Here is a 22,648-nt window from a genome sequence, read left to right on the forward strand (position 1 = left end):
GGGGAGCGGGGACATGTCCTGGATACGAGAGGTCACTTGTCAGGTGAAGGAGTGGCGAGCGGCGCGGGCGCGCTGGCGGGCCGACATGGAACGCTTCAAGGCCGAGCAGCGGGCCGCCCGCAGAAGCGGCGGGAAGATGCCCGAGAACCCGGGCCCGCCGCCCACCGGCTTCGCGCTGCTGCCGTGGCTGCTGATGGGGATGGGCGCCTTCTCCAACCTCCTCCAGGGCAAGACCGCGAACCCCTGGATCGGCGGCCTGGGTCTGTTCATCTTCAACTCCCTCTACATCTACGTGACGTTCCGCGCCTTCGTGAAGGAGGCCCGCGAGGCCCGGTCCACCAAGGTGGCGCTCGCCTTGATGGGCCTGGTCACCTGTGGGCTGGCCCTCGGATACGGCGGCAGCTGGCTGTACTTCTTCCCGCTCCTCGGCCTGGCCACCGGCGCGGTGCTGCGGGGCCCGCGGCTCGGTCAGATCGGTCTCGGCCTGACCGCGCTCGCGGCGGTGGTCTCCTTCGTCCGGGCGGGCTGGGACGCGGTGAACGTCGCGTACGGCACCTTCCTGTCCACCATGGTGACGGCGGCGATCCTCTCCCTCTCCGAGGCGGTACGAGAGCTGCGCGCCGCCCGCGAGGAGCTGGCCCGCCGTGCCGTGGAGAAGGAGCGCCTGCGCTTCTCCCGCGATCTGCACGACCTGCTCGGCCACACGCTCTCCGTCATCGTGGTGAAGTCGGAGGCGGCCCGCCGGCTGGCCCCACGGGACCTGGACGCGGCCCTCACGCAGATCACGGACATCGAGTCCGTGGGCCGGCAGGCGCTGACCGAGATCCGCGAGGCGGTGACCGGCTACCGCGAGGGCAGCCTCACCACGGAACTGGACCGGGCCCGCTCGGCCCTGTCCGCGGCGAGCGTCGACCCCGTGGTCCGCCAGTCCGGCGCACCGCTGACCCCGCAGAACGAGGCCCTGCTGGGCTGGGTGGTCCGGGAGGCGGTGACGAACGTCGTACGGCACAGCGGCGCGACCCGCTGCGAGATCACCGTCGAGGGCGTACCGGGCGGCCATGTCCGCCTGACCGTCACGGACGACGGCACCGGCGCGGGCGCCTCGACCGGTCCCGCCGAGGGTGTCGGCGGGACCGGGCTGAAGGGCCTGACGGAACGCCTCGCGGCGGCGGGCGGGTCGCTCAGGGCCGGCCCGTCGCCGCGCGGCGGCTTCGCGGTGACCGCCGAACTCCCGGTGGAGGCGGCGGACCTGGCGTCCTCTTCGGTGGCTACGGCGCCCAGGGAGCCGTGACCGCCCAGCTCACATCGTCCGTCCACGAGGTGGCGCTGTCGAAGGTGTTCGAGCCGCCGTCACTCGCTATGTAGACGTTGTAGTTGTAGTGCCGGAGGTATCTCGTCGGGTAGTTGTACGAAGCGAACGAGGTCCCCGTCCCGCTCTTGCCGGTCCCGGCGCAGAACGTGGCATCCTGTCTGAACTGGGTGGTGCCGACCATGGGTTGTCGGTAGAGCTGGTAGTTGTAGTGGCGCAGGAAGTCGCCCGGGTAGTTCCGTGACTCGAAGGAGTAGCAGGAGCTGTCGGCGAGGCCCCTGCGGACGATCCAGGTGGCGTCGCTCTTGTCGAGCGTCGAACTGCTCGACGTGATGGCCGAGATGACCGCCGCGTTGTTCTGGTGGCGGATGTAGTCGGTCGTGCAGCACGAGGTGGTCGCGCGCAGCGAGATCTCCGACCCGGCCGTCAGTGAGCCGGTGCTGCCGGTCGCACCGCCGTAGCCGGCGGAGACGATGTTGGCCTGGACGGAGTCGTCGGCGGCGTCCGTCGGGATGCCCGAGGTCATGACGCCCTCGAAGAAGGACCCGATGGAGCCGTTGCTGTTGTCGCCGCCGGTGCCCAGGACGATCGCGCCCTCCTGATGCATGGGCGAGTAACCACTGGTGGTGGGTTCACCCCCGGAATAGGTGGTCGTGAGACCGCCCGATTGGGCGTTGCCGTATTTCAGCGCGAAATGGTTCTGACCGTTGTTCTTCAGCAAAGCGGTCACGAACGGCATCGACCCGGTGCCGGTGTTCGATGTGTTCTTGCTGTAGCCGGAGTCCGACTGGAACAGGCCGTTCTCCAGGTCGGCCTGCACCCAGGGGCCCTGGCCGTAACAGGGCGAGAACCAGCACTCGGTGCCGAAGTTGATCGCGTCCATGTGGCCGTTGCCGGTGTCCTTGTTGTTGGTCTCGGCGTTGCCGTAGTCGAAGCAGCAGCTGCCGTTCACATGGGTGCCGGAGGTCACCATGTACATCCCCTCGGCCGCCCCGTTGGTGGCCACTCCCGAGGTGGAGTTGTCCCGGTAGCCCATGCCGGCCGAGATCTCCAGGCCGTAGACCTGGTGGCCGCCGACGGTCACCGGCAGCGCGTCCGCGGGCGCCCCGACGTCGGCCGCGCCCGCCCCGCCCGCGCCCTCGACGGTGAGGTCGTTGTGGCGCGCGGACTGGTCGTAGATCTTGGTGATGATGCAGGTGGTGCCGGAGCAGAAGGAGTCCTGCGCCGCCGCGTTCGCGTACCCGCCGGCCGTCAGGAGACCGATGTTCGCGGTGGCGCTGTCGGAGGCGCGCTGCACCTGGTAGAGCGAGCCGTTGTACGACGAGTAGAGCGCTCTGACGAGGCTGTGCGCGGCGACACAGGGCGTGCTCGCGGCGGCGTAGACGTCACAGGGCAGCGATCCCGCGGCGGTGGCCGCCGGGGTCCCGACGGCGAGCGCGACGACGGCCGCCAGCACCGACAGCACGGCCAGCACGGCGCTTCTCGGGCGCGACGATCTTGGTAACACCATGCACCTCTTCCGTTCCTGGTAGGACAGTGCGGGTATCCGGTCGAAATACCGGACATCGTTCGATCGAAATACCGAACCATTCCCGGTCGAAATGCCGAACGTTTGCGAATATCGGCCCGACACAGGAACGGCAAAGGCGATCGCGGAATGTCGAGGCGATTGTTTGCCCGGAGTCAAGGGCCGTCAAGATGCGCGGAGTCGAACCATGGAGAGTTTTTAATGACCGGCGAAGTGCGCACCACGACGGGTCACGCGTCTTCCCCCGCCTTACGCTTGGCCCCGTGAACGAGATGCCCCGGGACCACCGGCCCACGAAGTCCGTGCGTGTCCTGCTTGCCGAGGATCAGGGAATGATGCGGGGCGCGCTCGCCCTGTTGCTGGGGATGGAGCCGGACATCGAGGTCGTCGCCCAGGTCGCGGCGGGCGACGCCATCGTGGACGCGGCGCTGATACACCGCCCGGACGTGGCCCTGCTGGACATCGAGCTGCCCGGGATGAGCGGCCTGGACGCCGCCGCCGTACTGCGCGAACAGGCGCCGGACTGCCGCGTGTTGATCCTCACCACCTTCGGCAGGCCCGGGTATCTGCGGCGTGCGATGGAGGCGGGCGCCGCCGGGTTCCTGGTCAAGGACGGACCCGTGGAGGACCTGGCCGAGGCGATCCGGCGGGTGCTGACCGGCGAGACGGTCATCGACCCGGCGCTCGCCGCCGCCGCGTTGAGCGCCGGACCCAATCCGCTCACCGCCCGTGAGTGCGACGTCCTGAAGGCCTCGGTGGACGGCGCCACCGTCGCCGACATCGCCTCCAAGCTCCACCTCTCCGAGTCGACCGTCCGCAACTACCTCTCCTCCGCGATCGGCAAGACGAACACCCGCAACCGCATGGAGGCGATGCGGGAGGCCCGCCAGCAGGGCTGGCTGTAGTCACCGAGGGGGCGACAGCCCGCGCTGCCACTCCCGTCCCGCGCTCCCCGTCACTTCGTCACCGCCACCGACTTGAAGGTCGTGCCCTTCGGCGCCAGGCACACGAACCAGTTCGCCCGGGACCCGGCCACCGGGCGGATCACCATCTCGTCGCTGTTGACGCCGTATCCCTCGGGCACCCTGCGCACATCGGTCGTCGTGCCGTCCTTCCAAGTGCAGGTGACGCGCTGGGCGGCCTTGCCGACCTGACCTGCCACCAGTCGCTCGGGGCCGTGGGCGGCGGTCCCCAGCAACGGGCCCGCGAAAGACTGGAGGTCCGTGCCCGAGAGACCTTCCTCCTTCGCCGTGTTGAACATCATGATCTCCGTGCCCAGCCCGCTCACGCTCCGGCGCAGGAAGTACGTGGTCTTACCGATCAGGTCGGAAGCCTGACGCACGTCCGCCGGCCGCTCCCGGTACCCGCCCATGGCGTCCAGTTGAGCTTCTGCTTCCACTTCGTCCTGCGCGGCTCCCCACACATCGATGAACACCTCCCACGTCTTGCCGTCCTCGTATCCGACCGCGAGCGTGGTCCGCTGAGCCGCGAACACGTGCCGCTCCTCAGCCGTCGGCGGCCGCGTGGCCACCGGCGCCACCCGGCGTCCCTCGCCGTCCAACCCCCCGGCCAGCGCCAGCGTCCCCGTCGAACCGGCGATCACCAGCGCCGCGGCTGCCGCCAGTGCCCAGCGGCGGGCCTTGCGGCGGCGGCCACCGCGGACCACCGCCTGGTAGGGGGCTATGCCGATCTCCGCCTCGTCCGCGGCGTCGGCCAGCAGGAGGGCGATGTCCCTGTGTGTCATGTCGTGGTTCGTCTCCCGGTCCGCGCTCATCACTTCCGCCCTCCGTGCGTCACCATGTCCGCCAGGCCCGGTATGGCGCGCAGCTTCGCGATCCCCTTCGCCGCGTTGCTCTTCACCGCGCCCACCGAACAGCCCATCGCCTCCGCCGCCTGGCTCTCGCTCAGGTCCTCCCAGTACCGCAGGACCACCGCCTCGCGCTGGCGCGGCGGCAGTTGGACGAGCGCCGTCAGCAGGGCGCTGCGGTCGTCGGCCTGGGCGATCCGGTCACCTTGGTCGGGCAGCTCGTGCGTGAGCCCCGAGTCGTCCTTCGGCGCCAGGAACTCCTTGAGCCTTCTGCGGTGTTTCCGGGCATGCGCGTTGATCATCACGCGCCGTACATAGGCCTCCGGGTCGTCGGCCGCGCCGACCCTGCGCCAGGCCACATAGACCTGCTCCAGCGTCGTCTGGACCAGGTCCTCGGCGGCGTGCTGCTCCGCCGTAAGGAGAAATGCCGTACGCATCAACCGCGGCCAGCGGCCGATGACAAAGCGCTGGAACTCCTCGTCCCGAGCCTGCTTCCGATCCCCCATGGGCACCTCCTAGATGTACAAAGGAGTCCACGAGGACCGGATTTCGTTGCCTCGACGGCAGGAGATCTTCGGTGGCCTCAGCGAGCGGAGATCCTCGAGGGCAGCCACAGCAGCATCAGCACCACCCCGCCGAGCAGTACGTACCCGCCCGTACGGAAGACCAGCGCGTACCCCGCCGTCAGGGCCTGGGCCGACGAGCCGCTCCCCGTGCGGGAGGCCGCGATGGTCGACATGACGGCGAGTCCGAGTGAACCGCCCATCGTGCGGGAGGTGTTGACCAGCCCGGACACCAGACCGGCGTCTCCCGGCGCCGCGCCGGAGGTCGCGAGCGAGGCGAGCGGAGTGGCGGCCAGCCCCGCGCCCGCCATCATCAGGATCCCGGGGAACATGACCGCCGTCAGGTACGAGCCGTCGGCCGTCATCGTCGACTGCCAGCCGAAGCCCGCCGCCGCGACCAGCGACCCGATGACGGCGACGTTGCGCGCCCCGACCACCGGCATGAGCCGCGGCGCGAGCTTCGAGCCGAGGACCACCGCCAGTGAGCTCGGCACCAGCGCGAACCCGGCGCCCAGCGGCGAGTAGCCGAGCACGTTCTGCGCATACAGCGTCATGAAGAACCACATGCAGAACATCGCGGAGCCGCACACGAACATGGCCGCGTTCGCCGACGCCACCGCCCGCACACCGAGCAGGCGCAGCGGCATCAGCGGCACCCGCGTCCGCGCCTCGACCAGGAGGAACAGGCCGATCAGCGCGATCCCGGCACACAACGGCACGAGGGTCGCGGCCGCCGCCCACCCCTCCGCCTCGGTCTGCACGATCCCGTACGCGAGGGTCGCGAGCCCCGCCGTCACCAGCAGCGCGCCCGGCAGATCGAGCCGCCGCCCGTCCCCGGCCCGGCTCTCCACGAGCCACCGTGCGGCGCCCGCCAGCACCACCGCGCCCACCGGCACGTTGATCAGCAGCACCCATCGCCATGACAGCCCGTCCACCAGCAGGCCGCCGACCAGACCACCCACCGCCCCGCCCCCGGCGCCGACCGCCGTCCAGGTCGCGATGGCCCGTGCGCGGGCGGCGCCCTCCGGGACCGCCGAGGTGAGGATCGTCAGCGTCGAGGGCGCGAGCACCGCCGCTCCGAGCCCCTGCGCGGCCCGCGCGAGCAGCAGCTGCCAGCCCGCCTGGGCGAGCCCGCCGCCGAGCGAGGCCACCGTGAACAGCGCGAGCCCGACCAGGAACATCCGCTTGCGCCCGTACAGATCACCGGCCCGCCCGCCGAGCAGCATGAACCCGGCGAAGGCGATCGCGTACGCGTTGACCACCCACTGCAGCCCCGGCGCGCTCAGCCCCAGGTCGGTCCGCATGGACGGCAGCGCCACGTTCACGACGGACACGTCGAGCACCACGAGGAACTGTCCGGCGCAGGCGAGCGCCACCACCAGCCAGGTGGGCGGCGCGACGCGGGCTGATATTCGGGTGTCTTCCGCGGCTCGAAGCATGAGTGTCATGCTCTCAACCGCCCTACGGTCCTTGCATCGGGATTTCGCCGCACTCGCCCTGGGCCACAGGTCCTAGGGCCACAGGTCCTAGGGCCGCCCGTGTACCGGGCATCGAGGCTGCCTCGAACCCGGCATCGCGGCAGCCTCGAACATCGCGGCAATCTGGAGCGGACCCCCTGGTGATCAGCCCGCCGCCCGGAGCAGCGTGACCACCGCCGCCCCGCCCAGCCCGATGTTGTGGGCGAGCCCGACCCGTGCGCCCGGCACCTGCCGAGCTCCCGCCTCGCCCCTCAACTGCCACACCAGTTCGGCTACTTGGGCGATCCCGGTCGCCCCCAGCGGATGCCCCTTGGAGATCAGCCCGCCGGACGGGTTCACGACCCACCGCCCGCCGTACGTCGTGGCCCCCGACTCGACGAGCTTGCCGGACTCCCCCTCCTCGCACATCCCGAGCGCCTCGTACGTCAGCAGCTCGTTGATGGAGAAGCAGTCGTGCAGTTCCACGACGTCCACGTCGTCGATGCCGAGTCCCGACCGCTCGTACACCTGGCGCGCGGCCTCCCGCGACATCGGCTGCCCGACGACGTCGACACAGGAGCCGGACGCGAAGGACTCCTCGGTGTCGGTGGTCATGGCCTGCGCGACGATCTCCACGGCCTGGCGCGCCGGCTCGTGCCGCTCCAGGAACCGTTCGGACACGACGACCGCGGCGGCGGCCCCGTCCGAGGTGGGCGAGCACTGGAGTTTCGTCAGCGGCCGGTGCACGACCCGGGCGGCGAGGATCTCGTCGACCCCGTACACGTCCTGGAACTGCGCGTAGGGGTTGTTCGCCGAGTGGCGGTGGTTCTTGGCGCCGACGGCGGCGAGCTGTGCCTCGGTGGTGCCGTACTTCTCCATGTGCTCGCGCGCCGCGTCGCCGAAGATCTGCGCGGTGGGCGGGGACATCTCGAAGCCGTGCCGGGCGGCCATGACGCCGTAGTGGCGGGCCACCGGTGACGTCGAGAAGTCTCCCCCGTCCGCACCGCCCCCCAGCGCCCCGCGCTTCATCTTCTCGAAGCCCAGCGCGAGTACGCAGTCCGCGACCCCGCCCTCGACGAACTGCCGGGCCAGCATCAGCGCGCTCGATCCGGTGGCGCAGTTGTTGTTGACGTTGTAGACGGGGACGCCGGTCAGACCGAGTTCGTACGCGGCGCGCTGGCCGGCGGTCGAGGGCTGGAAGCAGTAGCCGACAGGAACCTGTTCCACCTCGGTGTAGGTGATCCCGGCGTCCGCGAGCGCGGCACTCCCCGCCTCCCGCACCATGTCCCAGTACTGCCAATCACGGGTCTCGGGCTTCTCGAACCTGGTCATCCCGACCCCGGCGACGTAGGCCTTCATGGCGCGCAGACTAGAACACGTTTCACTTACCCGCCAGGTCTGATGCCGGGTCAGTTCTTCATGGGAAGGTCAAGATTTCGTTAGTACGCCGAAGCATCGGAATAGTTGCCCGGGCGCACCGGGTTCCTCTTGCACGTATCCCGCACGGATCGCCCACCGCTCTCCTCCTCCTTCTTCCTCCCTCTCTCTTTTGGCCTGGAGGCCTCACGCAATGACGCACACGACGACCGCCCAGCCCACCCGGAGGCCCGGCGGCGCGATCGTGCCGGTACTGGCCTTCGCGGGCATCGTTGTCGCGGTGATGCAGACCCTGCTCGTTCCGGTCATCAAGGACCTGCCGGAGCTGCTGGGCACCGCACCCAGCAACGCCACCTGGGTGATGACCTCGACACTGCTCGCGGGAGCCGTGGCCACGCCGATCATGGGTCGGCTCGGTGACCTCTACGGCAAGCGGCGGATGCTGCTCGCGAGCCTGTCCGTGATGGTCGTCGGCTCGCTCATAGCCGGTTTCACCAGCGCACTGCTGGTGATGATCGTCGGCCGCGCCCTGCAGGGCTTCGCCATGGGCGCGATCCCGCTCGGCATCGGTCTGATGCGCGACATGCTGCCCCGCGAGAAGCTCGGCTCGGCGATGGCCCTCATGAGCTCCTCCATCGGCGTCGGCGGCGGACTCGCGCTGCCGGTCGCGGCCCTGGTCGCGCAGCACGCCGACTGGCACGCCCTCTTCTTCCTCGCCGCCGGTCTCGGCGCCGTCGCGATCGTCCTCACCCTCGTCGCCGTACCGGAGTCCCCGATGCGCGCCGAGGGCACCTTCGACGGGCTGGGCGCGGCGGGCCTCTCCGCGGGCCTCGTCCTCTTCCTGCTGCCGATCACCAAGGGCAGCGACTGGGGCTGGACCTCGGCCACCACGCTCGGCCTGTTCGCCGCGGCGGCCGTCGTCCTGCTCCTGTGGGGCGTGATGGAGCTGCGCGTGAAGGCGCCGCTGGTCGACCTGCGCACCACCGCCCGCCGCTCGGTGCTCTTCACCAACCTCGCCTCGATCATGGTCGGCGTCTCCTTCTACGTCGTCTCGCTCGTCCTGCCGCAGCTGCTCCAGCTGCCGAAGGCCACCGGCTACGGCCTCGGCCAGTCGATGGTGGTCGCGGGTCTGTGCGTGGCGCCGCTCGGCCTGACGATGATGCTCACCGCGCCGGTCTACGCCCGGATCTCCGCCAAGTACGGCCCCAAGGTCACCCTGATCCTCGGCATGCTGATCATCGCGATCGGCTACGGCGCCGGCCTCGGTCTGATGAGCGCCGCCTGGCAGACCATCGTGATCTCGGTGGTCCTGGGCGCGGGCATCGGCCTCGCCTATTCCTCGCTGCCCGCGCTGATCGTCGGCTCCGTCCCGGCCTCGGAGACGGGCGCGGCCAACGGCCTCAACACCCTGATGCGCTCGATCGGCACCTCGGTCTCCAGCGCCGTCATCGGCATGGTCCTCGCCAACACCGCGAACAACGTCGGTGGCCTCCAGGTCCCCACCATGCACGGCTTCCGGGTCTCCTTCCTGATCGCCACCGGCGCGGTCGCCATCGGTCTGCTCTTCGCCCTGCTGCTGCCGGGCCGGCGCCCGGCGACCAAGCCGCAGCTGCGCGCGAGCAGCGAGGAGGACGCGGCCCTGGAGCGCGCCCACGAGGTGCTCCGTGGCTTCCGCGGCCGGGTGCTGGACGCCGACGGCGGCACGGTCGCCCGTGCCAAGGTCACCCTGATCGACCGGCGGGGCCGCCAGGCGGGCGCCACGCTCTCCGAGGCGGACGGCAGCTACACGCTCGCCGTGCCCGCCGAGGGCGCGTACGTCCTCGCCGCCAGGGCACCGGGCCACGGCCCGCTCGCCTCCTCGGCGACCCACTCCGGCGACGACCGCCCCGTCGAGCTGGACCTCGCGCTGCCGAGCGAGACCGTGCCGGCCCAGGCCTGATCCGAACGACAGGCCCTGGGGCCCGGCCCGACCGCGCCACACCCCCGTCGCCGCTGCGGCGGGGGTGTGGTGCACCATGGGGCGCTCACAGGCACGTACACGCGCACCCGCACTCGCACAGGCACAGGCAGACGTGCGACGCCGCCGTTCGCACCCGATGGAGGACCCCCGATGCAGGACCCCATGCCCGCGGCACCCAAGCCGGAGATCCTGGCCGCCTTCGAGGCCGCGAAGGGGTTCATGCCGCTCCATGAGGGGCTCGCGCTGTACGAGGCCGCGGTCGAGGCGGGCCGGCTCGGACTGCCCCTGCTCGAGGTCGGCACGTACTGCGGGCGCTCCACGATCCTGCTCGCGGACGCGGCGCGCGCGGCCGGGGTGACGGCGATCACCGTCGACCACCACCGGGGCAGCGAGGAGCAGCAGCCCGGGTGGGAGTACCACGACCCGGCCACGGTCGACCCCGAGATCGGCCGGATGGACACCCTTCCCACCTTCCGCCGCACCCTCCACCAGGCGGGGCTGGAGGACCAGGTGGTCGCGATGGTCGGCCGTTCGCCGCAGATCGCCGCCTTCTGGCGCACGCCCCTCGGTCTCGTCTTCATCGACGGCGGCCACACGGACGAGCACGCCTGCGGCGACTACGAGGGCTGGGCGCCGCACGTCACCGAGGGCGGCCTCCTCCTCATCCACGACGTGTTCCCCGACCCGGCCGACGAGTTCACCGGCCAGGCCCCCTACCGCGTCTACCTCCGGGCCCTGGAGTCCGGCGCGTTCACCGAGGTCTCGGCGACCGACTCGCTGCGCGTCCTGCGGCGAACGGGAGCGGGGATCTGAGAGCGCGGTTAGAGTCGCTGACGTGTCGTACGTAGGTCCTGACTTCGATCCTCCCCACCCCCGTCGCTCCCGGCGTGGGCCGATGACGCTGGCGGTCGCCGCGCTGGTACCGGGGGCGCTGGTGGGGTGGCTGGTGTGGCAGGCGGTGGGTGACTCGGGCGGCGGGGGCAGTACGTCCGCCACGTCGACGACCTCCTCGGGCACAGCCGGGGCTTCCTCCGCGGCACCCGGATCCGCCTCCGCCGCGGCGCGGACACCGAGCGCGTCCGGGACGGACGACGGGAAGCCGCCGAGCTCGACCTTCTCCGGCCCCGCCACTCCCGCGGCCTCGGACCTGCCCGCCGCCGCGGGACCCCTCAAGGGCAAGGTCGTCGTCATCGACCCCGGGCACAACCCCGGCAACTTCCGGCACTCGGCCGACATCAACCGCAAGGTGGACATCGGCACGAACCGGAAGGAGTGCGACACGACCGGCACGTCGACCAACGCGGGTTACACGGAAGCCCGGTTCACGCTCGACGTCTCCCGCCGGCTGCGTACGCTCCTGCAACAGGAGGGCGCCACGGTGAAGTTCACCCAGGACGGCGACCGTTCCTGGGGCCCGTGCGTCGACGAGCGGGCCCGCATCGGCAACGACGCGCACGCCGACGCGGTCGTCTCCATCCACGCGGACGGCTCCGCGGCCGGCAACCGCGGCTTCCACGTCATCCTCCCCGCGTCCGTCCACTCCGGCGGCGCCGACACCCGCGCGATCGTCGCCCCCTCCCGCGATCTCGGCGAGCGCATCGCGGGCAACTTCGTCCGCGACACCGGCAGCGCGCCCTCCAACTACATCGGCGGCGGCACCGGACTCGACGTCCGCAGTGATCTCGGCGGTCTCAATCTGTCAACGGTTCCGAAGGTGTTCATCGAGTGCGGCAACATGCGCGATAGCAAGGACGCCGCGTTGCTGACCAGCGGCGCATGGCGGCAGAAGGCGGCGCGTGGGATCTCTGAGGGAATCGTGAGTTTCCTGCGCGGGTAGTGATCGGCGGATCGAACCCGACGGACACCCTGATCGGACGGGCGATAGTGTCGTCCCTACGATGAGGGGCCAGCCCCGCGCTTCACACCACGGCCTGAGGGCGCCATGCCCGACGACAACACGGTGTCAGCGACGCCTCCACCGATGACGAGACGACTGAACCGAAGGACCTTGAAGTGAATATCCGCTCCCTCACTCGAGGCGACGGCGTGGTGATCGGAGCAGCGGTGTTGCTGTTCATCGCGTCGTTCCTCCACACGTACGACAGCTCCGGCAGCAACGCCCCCAATGCCTGGGACAACCTGGGCCTCGTGATGAGCATGTACGTCGGCGGCATCATCGGTGCGGCTCTGATCATTGTCTCCCGCTCGCTCCCGCAGCCGCGCAAGGTCATCGGGCTCGACCTCGGCCAGGTCGGGGTAGCGCTGTCCGTCTTCGCCGCGTGGACCGCCTTCTGGACCATCGTCGACCCCCTGGGGGCGTTCAGCGACAGCTTCGGCAGCGCGAACATCAGCTCGGGCTCCGGCCTCATTCTCGGCCTGATCGCCACCCTGCTCCTGGCCGGCGCCGCCATCGCCACCCCCCTCGTCCCGGCCCTCCAGGCCGCGCTCGTCCCCGCTCCCAAGCCCGCCGCGCCCCAGCCCTACGGCGCCCAGCCGCCCGGGGGTTACGGGTATCCCGGTGCCCAGCAGCCGGGTCAGGCCTTCGGCGGTCAGCCGCAGCAGGGGCAGGCGTTCGGCGGTCAGCCCAGCCAGCCGCAGCAGGCGCCGGCCCCGCAACCGCAGCCGCCCGCCGGTGACTTCTCGCCGTTCTGGTTCGCCGTACCGGTGCCGCGTCCACTGTTCTCGGAGGACGGTTCGCAGGCGCCGATCGCCGAACTCGCGCCGGGTACCTGGTACCTGGCCGTGGAGCAGCGCGGCGCGAACCTGGTGGCGCAGACGCAGGACGGCCGTCGCGGCGTGCTGCAGGACACCTCCGGGATCCAGCGCGGCTGATCTGCCGCGTCCGCTCCCGTACGGCCTCCTACGGCCCCTCGTCCTTCCGGGCGGGGGGCCGTTGCCGTACAGTCGGCTGGCCCGCACGTGACTGACGTCCCGTCAGAACCGGACATCTGGAGGGTTCATGCGGCTCGGCCTCGCACTCGGCTACTGGGGGCGCGGCCCCTCCGCGGACCATCTGCCGCTCGCCCAGGAGGCGGAGCGGCTCGGCTATCACTCCGTGTGGACCGCCGAGTCCTGGGGCTCGGACGTCTTCACCCCGCTGACCTGGATCGCCGCGCACACGACCCGTATCCGGCTCGGCACGGCCGTCGCGCAGATGGCCGCCCGCTCCCCCACGACCACCGCGATGCACGCGCTCACCCTCGACCACCTCTCGGGCGGGCGCATGATGCTCGGCCTCGGGCTGTCGGGGCCACAGGTCGTGGAGGGCTGGTACGGTCGTCCGTTCCCGAAGTCGCCGCTGACCGCGACGCGGGAGTACGTCGACGTCGTACGCCAAGTCCTCAGGCGCGAAGGGCCCGTCGAGCTGGACGGCCGTTTCCACAAGCACCCCTACCGGGGCGAGGACGGCACCGGGCTCGGCAAGCCGCTGAAGCCGATCACGCATCCGCTCCGCGCCGACCTGCCGATCCTGCTCGGCGCCGAGGGGCCGAAGAACATCGCGCAGACGACCCGGATCGCGGACGGCTGGCTGCCGCTGTACTGGTCGCCGACCCGCCCAGGGGCCTACGAGGCGGCGCTGAGCGATCTCCCCGCCGACTTCCTCGTCGCGCCCATGGCCCATGTCCGCGTCTGCGACGACGTCGCCGAAGGGCTGCTGCCCGTGAAGGCGATGCTCGGCTTCTACATCGGCGGGATGGGGCACGCGGCGCGCAACTTCCACGCCGATCTGATGGCACGGATGGGGTACGAGGAGGAGGCCCGGCTCATCCAGGAGCTGTTCCTCGCCGGACACCGCCAGGAGGCGGTGCTCGCCGTCCCGGACGCGTTCGCCGACGAGATCTCCCTCGTCGGACCACGTGAACGCATCGCCGAGCGGCTGGAGTTGTGGCGCAAGGGCCCGGTGACGGACCTGCTGGTCCTGTCACCGGACCCTCACACGCTACGGGTCCTCGCCGAGCTCAACTCCTAGCCGCGGCACGGTCCTCGCCGGGCTCGACTCCTGGGAACGGTAGGGCGGGCGGGCTCAGCCGCCGGACAGCTGCGAGGCCGACGGCACCTTGTCGGTGACCGGGGCGCCCGCGCTCTTGCCCGCGTCCTTCACCTTGTTGATGATGTCGCCGAACGAGCCCACGGTCGCGTCCGTCGACTCACCCTTGCGGAGCTTGGACGGCAGGCTCTTGAGGGAGTCGATGCCGGCGCTGAGCGGGGCGAGGGCCTTGGAGAGGGTGGGGTCGCCCTCGGCGTTCCTCTTCGCGGCCTTGAGCCGGTTGTACGCGAACGTGCCGGCGAGGGCCGCCTTGATCAGGGCGGTCCTGCGGCCCTTGGCGCCCTTCTTGAACTTGCCGGCCTTCCAGGGCTTCACGATCCACTGGTAGGTGGCTCCGGCGGCCAGGCCCGCGTTCGCCACGAAGCGGGTCTTGGAGAGCTTCTGTTTCTCCACGGTGCTGCTGCTGGACGGGGTGGCGGCCGCCACGACGGCGGCGGTGTTCTTGGTCGCGTTGCCGCCACTGCCGCAGGCCGTGGCGCCGGCGAGCAGGGCGCAACAGACGGTGAGCGCCACAGCGAGGCGCCGTATCGGTACGGGCACGGTGTCCTCCCGGGAAGGGAACGGTTCTCCCGGTTTCCGGGAGACACGGCTCTTCCAGCAGGCTCACCCGAACACGGCCGCTGCGCCACTCGGGCGAGGCGTTCGGGTTCCGTCCCCCAGGGGTTTCATCCGCGGATACGCGGCAACCCGGAGGTCATGTCCCCTCGATATCGCAACGGTTCCAACCAAGCGGGCACGGTCGTCGCGATCGTCGCCGACGTGATGGCCGTCATCCTCGGCCTGTGGATCCTGATGTACCTCCTGGACGCGAACCGGGCCAACGACCTGGTCCAGTTCGTCCACAACGTGGCGAGTTGGCTGGCCGGCTGGTCCCGCGACCTGTTCACCTTCGACAGGGCGTGGGCTCGCGTGGTCGCGGGTTACGGCCTGGCCGCCGTCGTGTACCTCTTCGTCGGCCACGCCATCGCCAACCGCATGCACCGCCACTGAGCCGCCCCCGCAGCGCTGCCGACAGGCCCCAGGCCGGACTGGGCCCAGGGCCGGACTGAGCCCAGGGGCCGGACAGGTCCTAGCAGCACTCCGCGTCGAGGCCCAGCGGCAGGCGCTCGCCGCCGAAGACCGCGCAGGTCGCCTCGTCGCCGCCGAGCGCGGCGACGGCGAGGAGCAGCGAGCCGGCCGTCCAGCTGGTGAGTTCCTCGGGCCAGATCGTCCGGGCGTCGAAGACGTAGCCCGTCCAGTAGAGGCCCGTCTTCGGGTCGCGCAGGTGCTGGATGGACTGGAGGATCTCCAGAGCACGGTCGGACTCGCCCACGGCCCACAGCGCCAGGGCGAGTTCGGCCGACTCACCGCCGGTCACCCACGGGTTGGGCACCACACAGCGCACGCCGAGCCCCGGAACCACGAACCGGTCCCAGCCCTCCGCTATCCGGGCCTCGGCCTCGGCGCCGGTCAACGCGCCGCCGAGCACCGGGTAGTACCAGTCCATCGAGTAGCGGTCCTTGTCGAGGAACCGCTCGGGGTGCCTGCGGATCGCGTGCCGCAGCGCGCCGACCGCCAACTCCCAGTCGGGCTGCGGCTCTTCGCGTTGCTCGGCGATGGCGAGCGCGCAGCGCAGCGCGTGGTGGATGGACGAACTCCCGGTCAGCAGGCCGTCCTCGACCGCCGTGCCGTCGTCCTCGCGCTTCCAGCCGATCTGCCCGCCGGGCTGCTGGAGGCGCAGCACGAACTCCACGGCCGCGTAGACCGCGGGCCACATCCGGTCGAGGAAGGTGTCGTCGCCGGTCGCGAGGTAGTGGTGCCAGACGCCGACCGCGATGTAGGCGCAGAAGTTGGTCTCGCGGCCGCGGTCGGTGACGTCGTCCGCGTCCCCGTCGGCGTAGGCCGCGTACCAGGATCCGTCCTGGTTCTGGTGCCGGGCCAGCCAGTCGTACGCCCGCTCGGCCGCCTCGTGCTCCCCCGCCGCGTCCAGTGCCATGGCCGCCTCGGTGTGGTCCCACGGGTCGAGGTGGTGCCCGCGGAACCACGGTATGGCGCCGTCGGGTCGCTGCACCCCGAGGATGGCCCGCACCGTGGCGGCGGCCTCCTCGGCGGTGAGGACCCCGGGCAGGACGAGGTGTTCTGTCCGGGGCGTGGTCACGAAGCGTCCACCGCGGCGGCGTCGAGGGGCAGGTGGGGCTTGGTCGCGTACGCCACGAAGCTCTTGCCGATCAGCGGGTTCAGCGCGTTCTCGGCGACCCGGGTGGCCAGGGGCTTCTTCATGATGTCCCAGACCAGCAGCTTGTGGTACGCCCGCACGGGCAGCACCTTGTCGTTGTCGACGCCGAACGCGCACTTCAGCCACCAGTAGGGGCTGTGCAGGGCGTGGGCGTGATGGGTGCCGTACGGCTTGAGCCCGGCCTCCTTCATCTTGCCCAGCAGTTCGTCCGCCTTGTAGATGCGGATGTGGCCGCCCTCGACCTCGTGGTACGCGTCGGACAGGGTCCAGCAGACCTTCTCCGGTCCGTAGCGCGGCACGGTGATCGCTATGCGCCCGCCCGGCTTCAGCACGCGCACCATCTCGGCGAGGACGCCCTTGTCGTCCGGGATGTGCTCCATGACCTCGGAGATGATCACGACGTCGAAGGACGCGTCGGGGAAGGGCAGCGCGAGCGCGTCGCCCTCCATCGCGGTCGCGGTGGCGCCGGCCGGGGCCTCGCCCGCCTCCTTCATCGCCGCGAACCACTTGGCGACCTCGCGGATCTCCTCGCCGTTCTGGTCCAGCGCGACGACCTGGGCGCCGCGCCGGTAGCACTCGAACGCGTGCCGGCCGGCACCGCATCCGAGGTCCAGTACGCGGTCGCCCGGGGCGAGCGGGAACCGGGAGAAGTCGACGGTCAGCACGTGGCCCTGCTTTCACGATCGGAGGTGGGGGTGACGCCCGTCGCCGGGCCGAAATCTACGGGGCCAGGGGTCCCTGCGGGGCCGGTGGTGGAGCCGGCGCCGGGGGTGGAGACAGCGCCCGCACCGACCGTGGCGACGGCTGCCGGGGCGGGGGCGTCCGCCGTGGCGGCCTCGCGGGCGGAGGCCGCCGCCACGGCGGACGCCTGCGTGTCCGGGGCCGCAGCGCCCGTCAGGGCGGTACCCGGCGCGACGAGGGTCCCCCCGCGCGAGCGGAGCCGAGCGTGGGAGAGGGCCATGGCCTCGCGGTAGTGGGCCACCGTGCCCTCGGCGGCGCGGGCCCAGGTGAAGCGGTCCAGTACCCGCGCGCGCCCGGCGGAGCCGAGCCGTGCCCCGAGTTCCGGGTCGCCCAGCACCCGGCTCAGCGCGGCGGCCAGCGCCCCGGAGTCGCCGGGCGAAACCGCGAGGCAGGTCTCGCCGTCGGGTCCGGCGACCTCCGGGATCGCCCCGCCGGTGGTGGCCACCAGCGGCGTCCCCGTGGCCATCGCCTCGGCGGCGGGCAGGGAGAACCCCTCGTACAGGGAGGGCACGCAGGCGACCTCGGCGGAGCGTACGAGGTCGACGAGCTCCGCGTCCGAGATGCCCTTGACGAACTCGACGGCGCGCTCGAGGCCGTAGCGCTCTATGGCCTGGGCGACCGGCCCGTCCTCGGCACGCTTGCCCACGACGACGAGATGCGCGCCGGGGTGCTCGGTGCGCACCTTGGCGAGGGCCTCGACGAGGTGGATGAGCCCCTTGAGGGGCACGTCCGCGCTGGACGTGGTGACGATCCGGCCCGGCACCTGCGGCACGGACGGATCGGGCGAGAAGAGGTCGGTGTCCGCGCCGATGTGCACGACGTGGACACGGTCCCGGGCGACGCCCAGATGGTCGACGATCTCCTGCTGCGAGCTGCCGGAGACGGTGAGCACGGACGGCAGACGGCGCGCGACACGCTTCTGCATGCGCGTGAAGGCGTACCAGCGGCGTACGGACGCGCGGCGTCTGCGCCCCTCGGCGGCGTCGAGCTCCAACTGGCGGTCGACGGTGATGGGGTGGTGGATGGTGGTGACCAGCGGCGCGCCGACGTCGCCCAGCAGCCCGTACCCGAGCGTCTGGTTGTCGTGCACGACGTCGAAGTCCCCGCGCCGGGCACGCAGATGGCGGCGGGCGCGCAGGGAGAAGGTCAGGGGTTCGGGAAAGCCGCCGGTCCACATCGTGCCGACCTCGACCGCGTCGATCCAGTCGCGGAACTCCTCGCGCTTCGGGGTGCGAAAGGGGTCCGGCTGGCGGTACAGGTCGAGGCTGGGCAGTTCCGTGAGGGTGAGGTTGTGGCTCAGCTCGGGGAGGTTCTCGTCCAGCACGGGGTACGGCTGGGATCCGATGACCTCGACCCGGTGGCCGAGGCGGGCCAGTTCGCGCGAGAGGTGCCGTACGTACACGCCCTGACCGCCGCAGAACGGGTTCCCCTTGTACGTGAGGAGCGCGATGCGCAACGGTCCGTCACCGTTGGTGGCCGCGCCCGCTCCGGGGCCCGCCTCCATGGCCTCAGCGGTCACTTACGGCCCCCTTCTCCCTGCACTTTCCCGCGAGATTACGCCGGGACGCTAATCTAGAACAAGTTTCAGACTTGATCGTTCGAGGAGCACTGAATCTACCGGCAGGTAGCGTCTCTGTGAGCAGTGGATCAGGTGATCCGCGCCACGACGGAAGCGTCGGAGCGGATGACATGACGGATGTGTTCTGACCCACGGAAGTGTCTGCCATGCTGTCTCGTCGCTCCTCCAGCTGAACCACGGAACGGGACCCATGCCTGCGGAAGTCAAGGTGGAAGCCAAGTCCGCGCGACCCGCCGCGCAGCCGGCCTCTCCCCCGCTCACCGAGCGGCAGGAGGCACGCCGCCGCCGGATCCTGCACGCGAGCGCGCAGTTGGCCAGCCGGGGCGGCTTCGACGCCGTGCAGATGCGCGAGGTCGCAGAGTCCTCGCAGGTCGCCCTCGGCACGCTGTACCGCTACTTCCCCTCGAAGGTCCATCTGCTGGTCGCCACCATGCAGGACCAGTTGGAGCACATGCACGGCACCCTCCGCAAGAAGCCGCCGGCCGGGGACACGGCGGCGGAGCGGGTGGCGGAGACGCTGATGCGGGCCTTCCGCGCCCTGCAGCGCGAGCCGCACCTCGCGGACGCCATGGTCCGCGCGCTGACCTTCGCGGACCGCAGTGTGAGCCCCGAGGTCGACCAGGTGTCCCGGCAGACCACGGTGATCATCCTGGACGCGATGGGGCTGGACGACCCGAGCCCCGCCCAGCTCTCCGCGGTCCGGGTCATCGAGCACACCTGGCACTCGGCCCTGATCACCTGGCTCTCCGGCCGCGCCTCCATCGCCCAGGTCAAGATCGACATCGAGACGGTGTGCCGCCTGATCGACCTGACGGAGCCGACCGAGAAGCCCTAGGCATGCTTGGTGCACGAAGGGCCGGTGCACGAAGGCACGTGAAAACCTACGAGACGGGTTCCCTTCGCCGGCATGGTCCGGATCAGGTAATGGAGGTCGCCTTCCGGTCCGACTACTACCTTCAGGCCTCTCAGCCCGACCGTCGACGTCGGCCCCGGCGGAAGTTGCTGCCTCTCGCCAAAGTCGGCTACTCCGGTTGAACTCCCTCACTCGCCTCGTAGGCCACTACCAGCATAGAACGCCTACAGCCGAATGAAACCACCCAAAGAGGTACTTTTTTTCGACATCGCGCCCCACCTCAGTCCTCCGGTGGAAACACCGGCTCCCCGCTGCCCAGCAGCGTGATCATGATGGCCTCCACCGGACAGCTCTCCGCCGCCTCCAGGATCTTCTCGTTCGCGTCGGTCTCCGCCTCGGCCGGATGCGACTGCATGGCGGTGTCGAGCCGGAAGGCCTCCGGGGCGCGGTGGACGCACTGGGCGGAGCCGATGCAGACGGAGCGGTCGACCTCGACCCCCCAGCGGTCACCCATCCTCAGGCCTCCCAGCCGGCCGGCAGGTGGATCATCTTGTGCTCAAGGAACTCGCCGTACCCTTCGGGCCCGAACTCCCGCCCCAGCCCCGAGTTCTTGTAGCCGCCGAAGGGGCCGAGCATGTCGAGGCTGAAGGTGTTCACGGAGTACGTGCCGGTACGGACCTGCCGCGCGACGTCGATGCCGTGCGCGACGTCCGCCGTCCAGACGCTGCCGCTCAGCCCGTAGTCGGAGTCGTTGGCGATCTTCACGGCCTCCTCCTCGTCGCCGTACGGGAGGAGGCAGATCACCGGCCCGAAGATCTCCTCCCGAGCGATCCGCATGGAGTTGTCGACGTCTCCGAAGAGGGTCGGCTCGACGTACCAGCCCCGGTCGAGCCCGTGCGGACGGCCACCGCCCGTGAGGATCTTGGCGCCTTCCTCCTGGCCGATGCGGATGTAGTCGAGGTTGCGCTGCTGCTGGCGCCTGGCGACCAGCGGACCGACCTGGGTGGCCGGGTCCAGCGGGTCCCCGACGACCAGCGCGCCCGCCGCCGCGGCGAAGGCGTCCGCGAACTCGTCGTAGCGCGAGCGCGGCAGCAGGATCCGGGTCTGCGCGACGCACGCCTGCCCGTTGTTCATCCAGGCCGCCGAGACGATCCCGGGGACGGCGGTGGCGAGGTCCGCGTCCGGCAGGACCACCGCCGCCGACTTCCCGCCCAGCTCCAGCGTCACACGGGTGAGGTTGCGCGAGGCGACCTCCATCACGCGCCGGCCGGCCGCGACCGATCCGGTGAAGGAGACCTTGTCGATGCCGGGGTGTCCGACCAGGTACTCGCTGACCTCGCGGTCGGCGGGCAGGATCGACAGGACGCCCTCCGGCAGCCCGGCCTCCTTCGCGATCTCGCCCAGCAGATAGGCGTCCAGCGGCGATTCGGGCGACGGCTTCAGTACGACCGTGCAGCCGGTCAGCAGCGCGGGCGCGAGCTTGGCGGCCGCCACGAACTGCGGCACGTTCCACGGCACCACGGCCGCGACCACGCCCACCGGCTCGCGCCGCACGAGGATCCGCCCGAGGACGCCGTCGCGTGTCTCCTCGTACGTGAAGTTCCGCGCGACCGTGAGCGCCGCGTCCCACACCATCATCGCGCCGAGGGCCTGCGCGAGGACGCTCCAGGAGTACGGGGAGCCGTTCTCGGAGGAGATGACCCGAGCGATCTCCTCGTGCCGTACCGCGATCCCGTCCTTGATCCGGGTGACGACCTCGATCCGCTCGTCGAGGCTCATCCGGGGCCAGGGTCCTTCGTCGAACGCCCGGCGCGCGACGGCGACCGCCCGGTCCACGTCCTCGGTCGACGCGTGCGGGACGCGTCCGATGACCTCCTCGGTGTGCGGCGAGATCACCTCGATGACGTCCTTGCCCAGGGGGTCCGTCAACTCCCCGCCTATGAACAGCTGTCCGTGCTCCACGAGCTCGGTCATGACCGACCGCCTCCCTGGTTTCTGACGCTTCATCAGATATGAGAACTGATACCAGCTCCGGTCGACGGAGTCCACGGGCCGGACCCATGACGCGCGCACCGACGCACACACCGCCCACAGAACGGTTGGTTTGAGCACCCAATGGAATCGGTTCTAGTTATAGTGGCGAGAACACGGCGATTGGTGGGAACCCATGACGCAGGTGACCGATCACGGCGGGGGCGTACGGTCGATCAGGGTCCCCATCCCGGACAACCCGCTCGGCACGACGCTGGTCCATCTCGTCGACACCGACCTGGGCCCCGTGCTGATCGACACCGGCTGGGACGACCCGGCCTCCTGGGACGCCCTCGCCGCCGGGCTCACCGCCTGCGGCGTCTCCGTCGCCGAGGTGCACGGCGTGGTCATCACCCACCACCACCCCGACCACCACGGTCTGTCGGGCAAGGTGCGGGAGGCCTCCGGGGCATGGATCGCGATGCACGCGCTGGACACCGCGATCGTGCGGCGGACCCGGGAGAACCGGCCCGAGCGCTGGTTCTCCTACATGGCGGACAAGCTGGCGTCCTCCGGCGCCCCCGAGGAGCACGTGGCCCTGCTGCGCGCGGCCCGCACGGCCCGGCTCTCCACCGGCCTGCCCGCCTTCGCCCCCGCGCTCCCGGACCGTGAGATCGTCCCCGGCGAGCTCCTCGACCTGGCGGGCCGCCGCCTGCGTGCGATCTGGACCCCGGGCCACACGCCCGGCCACGTCTGCCTCCACCTGGAGGAGACGCACCCGGCCGCTCTCCCCGGCAACGGCCGCCTCTTCTCCGGCGACCACCTGCTCCCGAAGATCACCCCGCACATCGGCCTGTACGAGGATCCCGACGACGCCACCATCGCCGATCCCCTCGGCGACTATCTGGACGCCCTGGAGCGCGTCGGCCGGCTGAACCCGGCCGAGGTACTCCCGGCCCACCAGCACGCCTTCACCGACGCGCCCGGCCGCGTACGGGAGCTGCTCGCACACCACGAGGACCGGCTCACCGGCCTGCTCGCCCTGCTGTCGACCCCGCTCACCGCCTGGCAGCTCGCCGAGCGCATGGAGTGGAACCGCCCTTGGGAACAGATCCCCTTCACCTCCCGCAACATCGCGGTGTCGGAGGCCGAGGCCCATGTGCGCCGCCTGGTGAAACTGGGCCGGGCGGAGGCGGTGCCAGGGAGCGATCCGGTGACGTACGTGGCGTTGTAGTGCGTG

Annotated in this window: 21 protein-coding genes and 1 riboswitch; of the genes, 10 read left to right on the forward strand and 11 right to left on the reverse strand. The window is 70.8% G+C overall.

The genetic code is table 11. The features are described 5' to 3' along the window. The first annotated feature begins 13 nt into the window (after positions 1 to 13). Positions 14 to 1,291, forward strand: a complete 1,278-nt coding sequence (locus ACIRA5_RS05745; protein WP_403687638.1) for a sensor histidine kinase — start codon at positions 14 to 16, stop codon at positions 1,289 to 1,291. Here ACIRA5_RS05745 and ACIRA5_RS05750 read toward each other — a convergent pair. After that, a complete protein-coding gene (locus ACIRA5_RS05750; RefSeq protein WP_403687642.1) occupies positions 1,269 to 2,819 on the reverse strand; it encodes an alpha-L-arabinofuranosidase B in 1,551 nt (516 codons plus the stop codon). The two genes, ACIRA5_RS05745 and ACIRA5_RS05750, sit on opposite strands and share 23 nt — an antisense overlap. Before the next feature lie 290 nt (positions 2,820 to 3,109). Between ACIRA5_RS05750 and ACIRA5_RS05755 the strand changes: the two genes are divergently transcribed. Then, on the forward strand, positions 3,110 to 3,742 hold the full coding sequence (locus ACIRA5_RS05755; protein ID WP_403688591.1) for a response regulator: 633 nt from the start codon (positions 3,110 to 3,112) through the stop codon (positions 3,740 to 3,742). Between the two features lie 50 nt (positions 3,743 to 3,792). Here the strand turns inward: ACIRA5_RS05755 and ACIRA5_RS05760 are convergent, their stop codons facing one another. The 4 genes from ACIRA5_RS05760 to ACIRA5_RS05775 all read right to left on the reverse strand — a co-directional run bounded on the left by ACIRA5_RS05760 (position 3,793) and on the right by ACIRA5_RS05775 (position 8,023). Further along, complete coding sequence (locus ACIRA5_RS05760) at positions 3,793 to 4,611, reverse strand: hypothetical protein (protein ID WP_403687645.1); 819 nt, start codon at positions 4,609 to 4,611, stop codon at positions 3,793 to 3,795. Beyond that, on the reverse strand, positions 4,611 to 5,150 hold the full coding sequence (locus tag ACIRA5_RS05765; protein ID WP_403687647.1) for a SigE family RNA polymerase sigma factor: 540 nt from the start codon (positions 5,148 to 5,150) through the stop codon (positions 4,611 to 4,613). Before ACIRA5_RS05765 ends, ACIRA5_RS05760 begins: the two co-directional genes overlap by 1 nt. A gap of 77 nt (positions 5,151 to 5,227) precedes the next feature. After that, positions 5,228 to 6,655 carry an MFS transporter gene (locus tag ACIRA5_RS05770; RefSeq protein ID WP_403687651.1) on the reverse strand — a complete coding sequence of 476 codons (1,428 nt, stop codon included), beginning with the start codon at positions 6,653 to 6,655 and terminating at the stop codon, positions 5,228 to 5,230. 174 nt (positions 6,656 to 6,829) lie between these two features. Continuing rightward, the gene (locus tag ACIRA5_RS05775) at positions 6,830 to 8,023 is read right to left on the reverse strand and encodes a lipid-transfer protein (RefSeq protein WP_403687653.1); all 1,194 of its coding nucleotides are present in this window, start codon (positions 8,021 to 8,023) and stop codon (positions 6,830 to 6,832) included. Between the two features lie 211 nt (positions 8,024 to 8,234). Here ACIRA5_RS05775 and ACIRA5_RS05780 point away from each other — a divergent pair, with 211 nt between their 5' ends. From ACIRA5_RS05780 to ACIRA5_RS05800, 5 genes are all read left to right on the forward strand, one after another. Beyond that, entirely contained in the window at positions 8,235 to 9,980 is a 1,746-nt protein-coding gene (locus ACIRA5_RS05780) for an MFS transporter (protein WP_403687655.1), read from the forward strand. A gap of 183 nt (positions 9,981 to 10,163) precedes the next feature. Further along, positions 10,164 to 10,814 (forward strand): class I SAM-dependent methyltransferase, encoded by a 651-nt coding sequence (locus ACIRA5_RS05785; RefSeq protein WP_403688594.1) that lies wholly within the window; start codon positions 10,164 to 10,166, stop codon positions 10,812 to 10,814. Positions 10,815 to 10,836: 22 nt separating this feature from the next. Next, on the forward strand, positions 10,837 to 11,838 hold the full coding sequence (locus tag ACIRA5_RS05790) for an N-acetylmuramoyl-L-alanine amidase (RefSeq protein ID WP_403687657.1): 1,002 nt from the start codon (positions 10,837 to 10,839) through the stop codon (positions 11,836 to 11,838). Between the two features lie 176 nt (positions 11,839 to 12,014). Then, the gene (locus ACIRA5_RS05795; protein WP_403687660.1) at positions 12,015 to 12,833 is read left to right on the forward strand and encodes a DUF5336 domain-containing protein; all 819 of its coding nucleotides are present in this window, start codon (positions 12,015 to 12,017) and stop codon (positions 12,831 to 12,833) included. 127 nt (positions 12,834 to 12,960) lie between these two features. Then, entirely contained in the window at positions 12,961 to 13,971 is a 1,011-nt protein-coding gene (locus ACIRA5_RS05800) for an LLM class F420-dependent oxidoreductase (protein WP_403687663.1), read from the forward strand. A 54-nt stretch (positions 13,972 to 14,025) separates the two neighbouring features. Here the strand turns inward: ACIRA5_RS05800 and ACIRA5_RS05805 are convergent, their stop codons facing one another. Next, a complete protein-coding gene (locus ACIRA5_RS05805) occupies positions 14,026 to 14,589 on the reverse strand; it encodes a hypothetical protein (RefSeq protein ID WP_403687665.1) in 564 nt (187 codons plus the stop codon). A gap of 156 nt (positions 14,590 to 14,745) precedes the next feature. Between ACIRA5_RS05805 and ACIRA5_RS05810 the strand changes: the two genes are divergently transcribed. Further along, on the forward strand, positions 14,746 to 15,039 hold the full coding sequence (locus tag ACIRA5_RS05810; protein WP_352045653.1) for a hypothetical protein: 294 nt from the start codon (positions 14,746 to 14,748) through the stop codon (positions 15,037 to 15,039). A 79-nt stretch (positions 15,040 to 15,118) separates the two neighbouring features. On the opposite strand, the gene ACIRA5_RS05815 is transcribed toward ACIRA5_RS05810, so the two are convergent. The 3 genes from ACIRA5_RS05815 to ACIRA5_RS05825 are packed head-to-tail and all read right to left on the reverse strand — an operon-like array spanning position 15,119 to position 18,524. Next, entirely contained in the window at positions 15,119 to 16,186 is a 1,068-nt protein-coding gene (locus ACIRA5_RS05815; RefSeq protein ID WP_403687668.1) for a prenyltransferase, read from the reverse strand. After that, entirely contained in the window at positions 16,183 to 16,929 is a 747-nt protein-coding gene (locus tag ACIRA5_RS05820; protein WP_403687670.1) for a class I SAM-dependent methyltransferase, read from the reverse strand. The genes ACIRA5_RS05815 and ACIRA5_RS05820 overlap by 4 nt, the downstream gene beginning before the upstream one ends. Then, entirely contained in the window at positions 16,923 to 18,524 is a 1,602-nt protein-coding gene (locus tag ACIRA5_RS05825; RefSeq protein ID WP_403687673.1) for a glycosyltransferase family 4 protein, read from the reverse strand. The genes ACIRA5_RS05820 and ACIRA5_RS05825 overlap by 7 nt, the downstream gene beginning before the upstream one ends. A 250-nt stretch (positions 18,525 to 18,774) precedes the next feature. On the opposite strand from ACIRA5_RS05825, the gene ACIRA5_RS05830 reads away from it, so the two are divergent. Next, positions 18,775 to 19,419, forward strand: a complete 645-nt coding sequence (locus tag ACIRA5_RS05830; protein WP_095854951.1) for a TetR family transcriptional regulator — start codon at positions 18,775 to 18,777, stop codon at positions 19,417 to 19,419. 42 nt (positions 19,420 to 19,461) lie between these two features. Then, positions 19,462 to 19,637, reverse strand: a riboswitch (TPP riboswitch). A gap of 80 nt (positions 19,638 to 19,717) precedes the next feature. Here the strand turns inward: ACIRA5_RS05830 and ACIRA5_RS05835 are convergent. Beyond that, positions 19,718 to 19,951 carry a ferredoxin gene (locus ACIRA5_RS05835; protein ID WP_054230941.1) on the reverse strand — a complete coding sequence of 78 codons (234 nt, stop codon included), beginning with the start codon at positions 19,949 to 19,951 and terminating at the stop codon, positions 19,718 to 19,720. Positions 19,952 to 19,953: 2 nt separating this feature from the next. After that, positions 19,954 to 21,411 carry an aldehyde dehydrogenase gene (locus ACIRA5_RS05840; protein ID WP_403687676.1) on the reverse strand — a complete coding sequence of 486 codons (1,458 nt, stop codon included), beginning with the start codon at positions 21,409 to 21,411 and terminating at the stop codon, positions 19,954 to 19,956. 193 nt (positions 21,412 to 21,604) lie between these two features. Between ACIRA5_RS05840 and ACIRA5_RS05845 the strand changes: the two genes are divergently transcribed. Then, positions 21,605 to 22,642 carry an MBL fold metallo-hydrolase gene (locus ACIRA5_RS05845; protein WP_403687678.1) on the forward strand — a complete coding sequence of 346 codons (1,038 nt, stop codon included), beginning with the start codon at positions 21,605 to 21,607 and terminating at the stop codon, positions 22,640 to 22,642. The last annotated feature ends 6 nt before the right edge of the window (positions 22,643 to 22,648 follow it).

Origin of the sequence: Streptomyces sp. NPDC096311, from assembly GCF_044763085.1 — a bacterium.
Classification (GTDB): Bacteria; Actinomycetota; Actinomycetes; order Streptomycetales; family Streptomycetaceae; genus Streptomyces.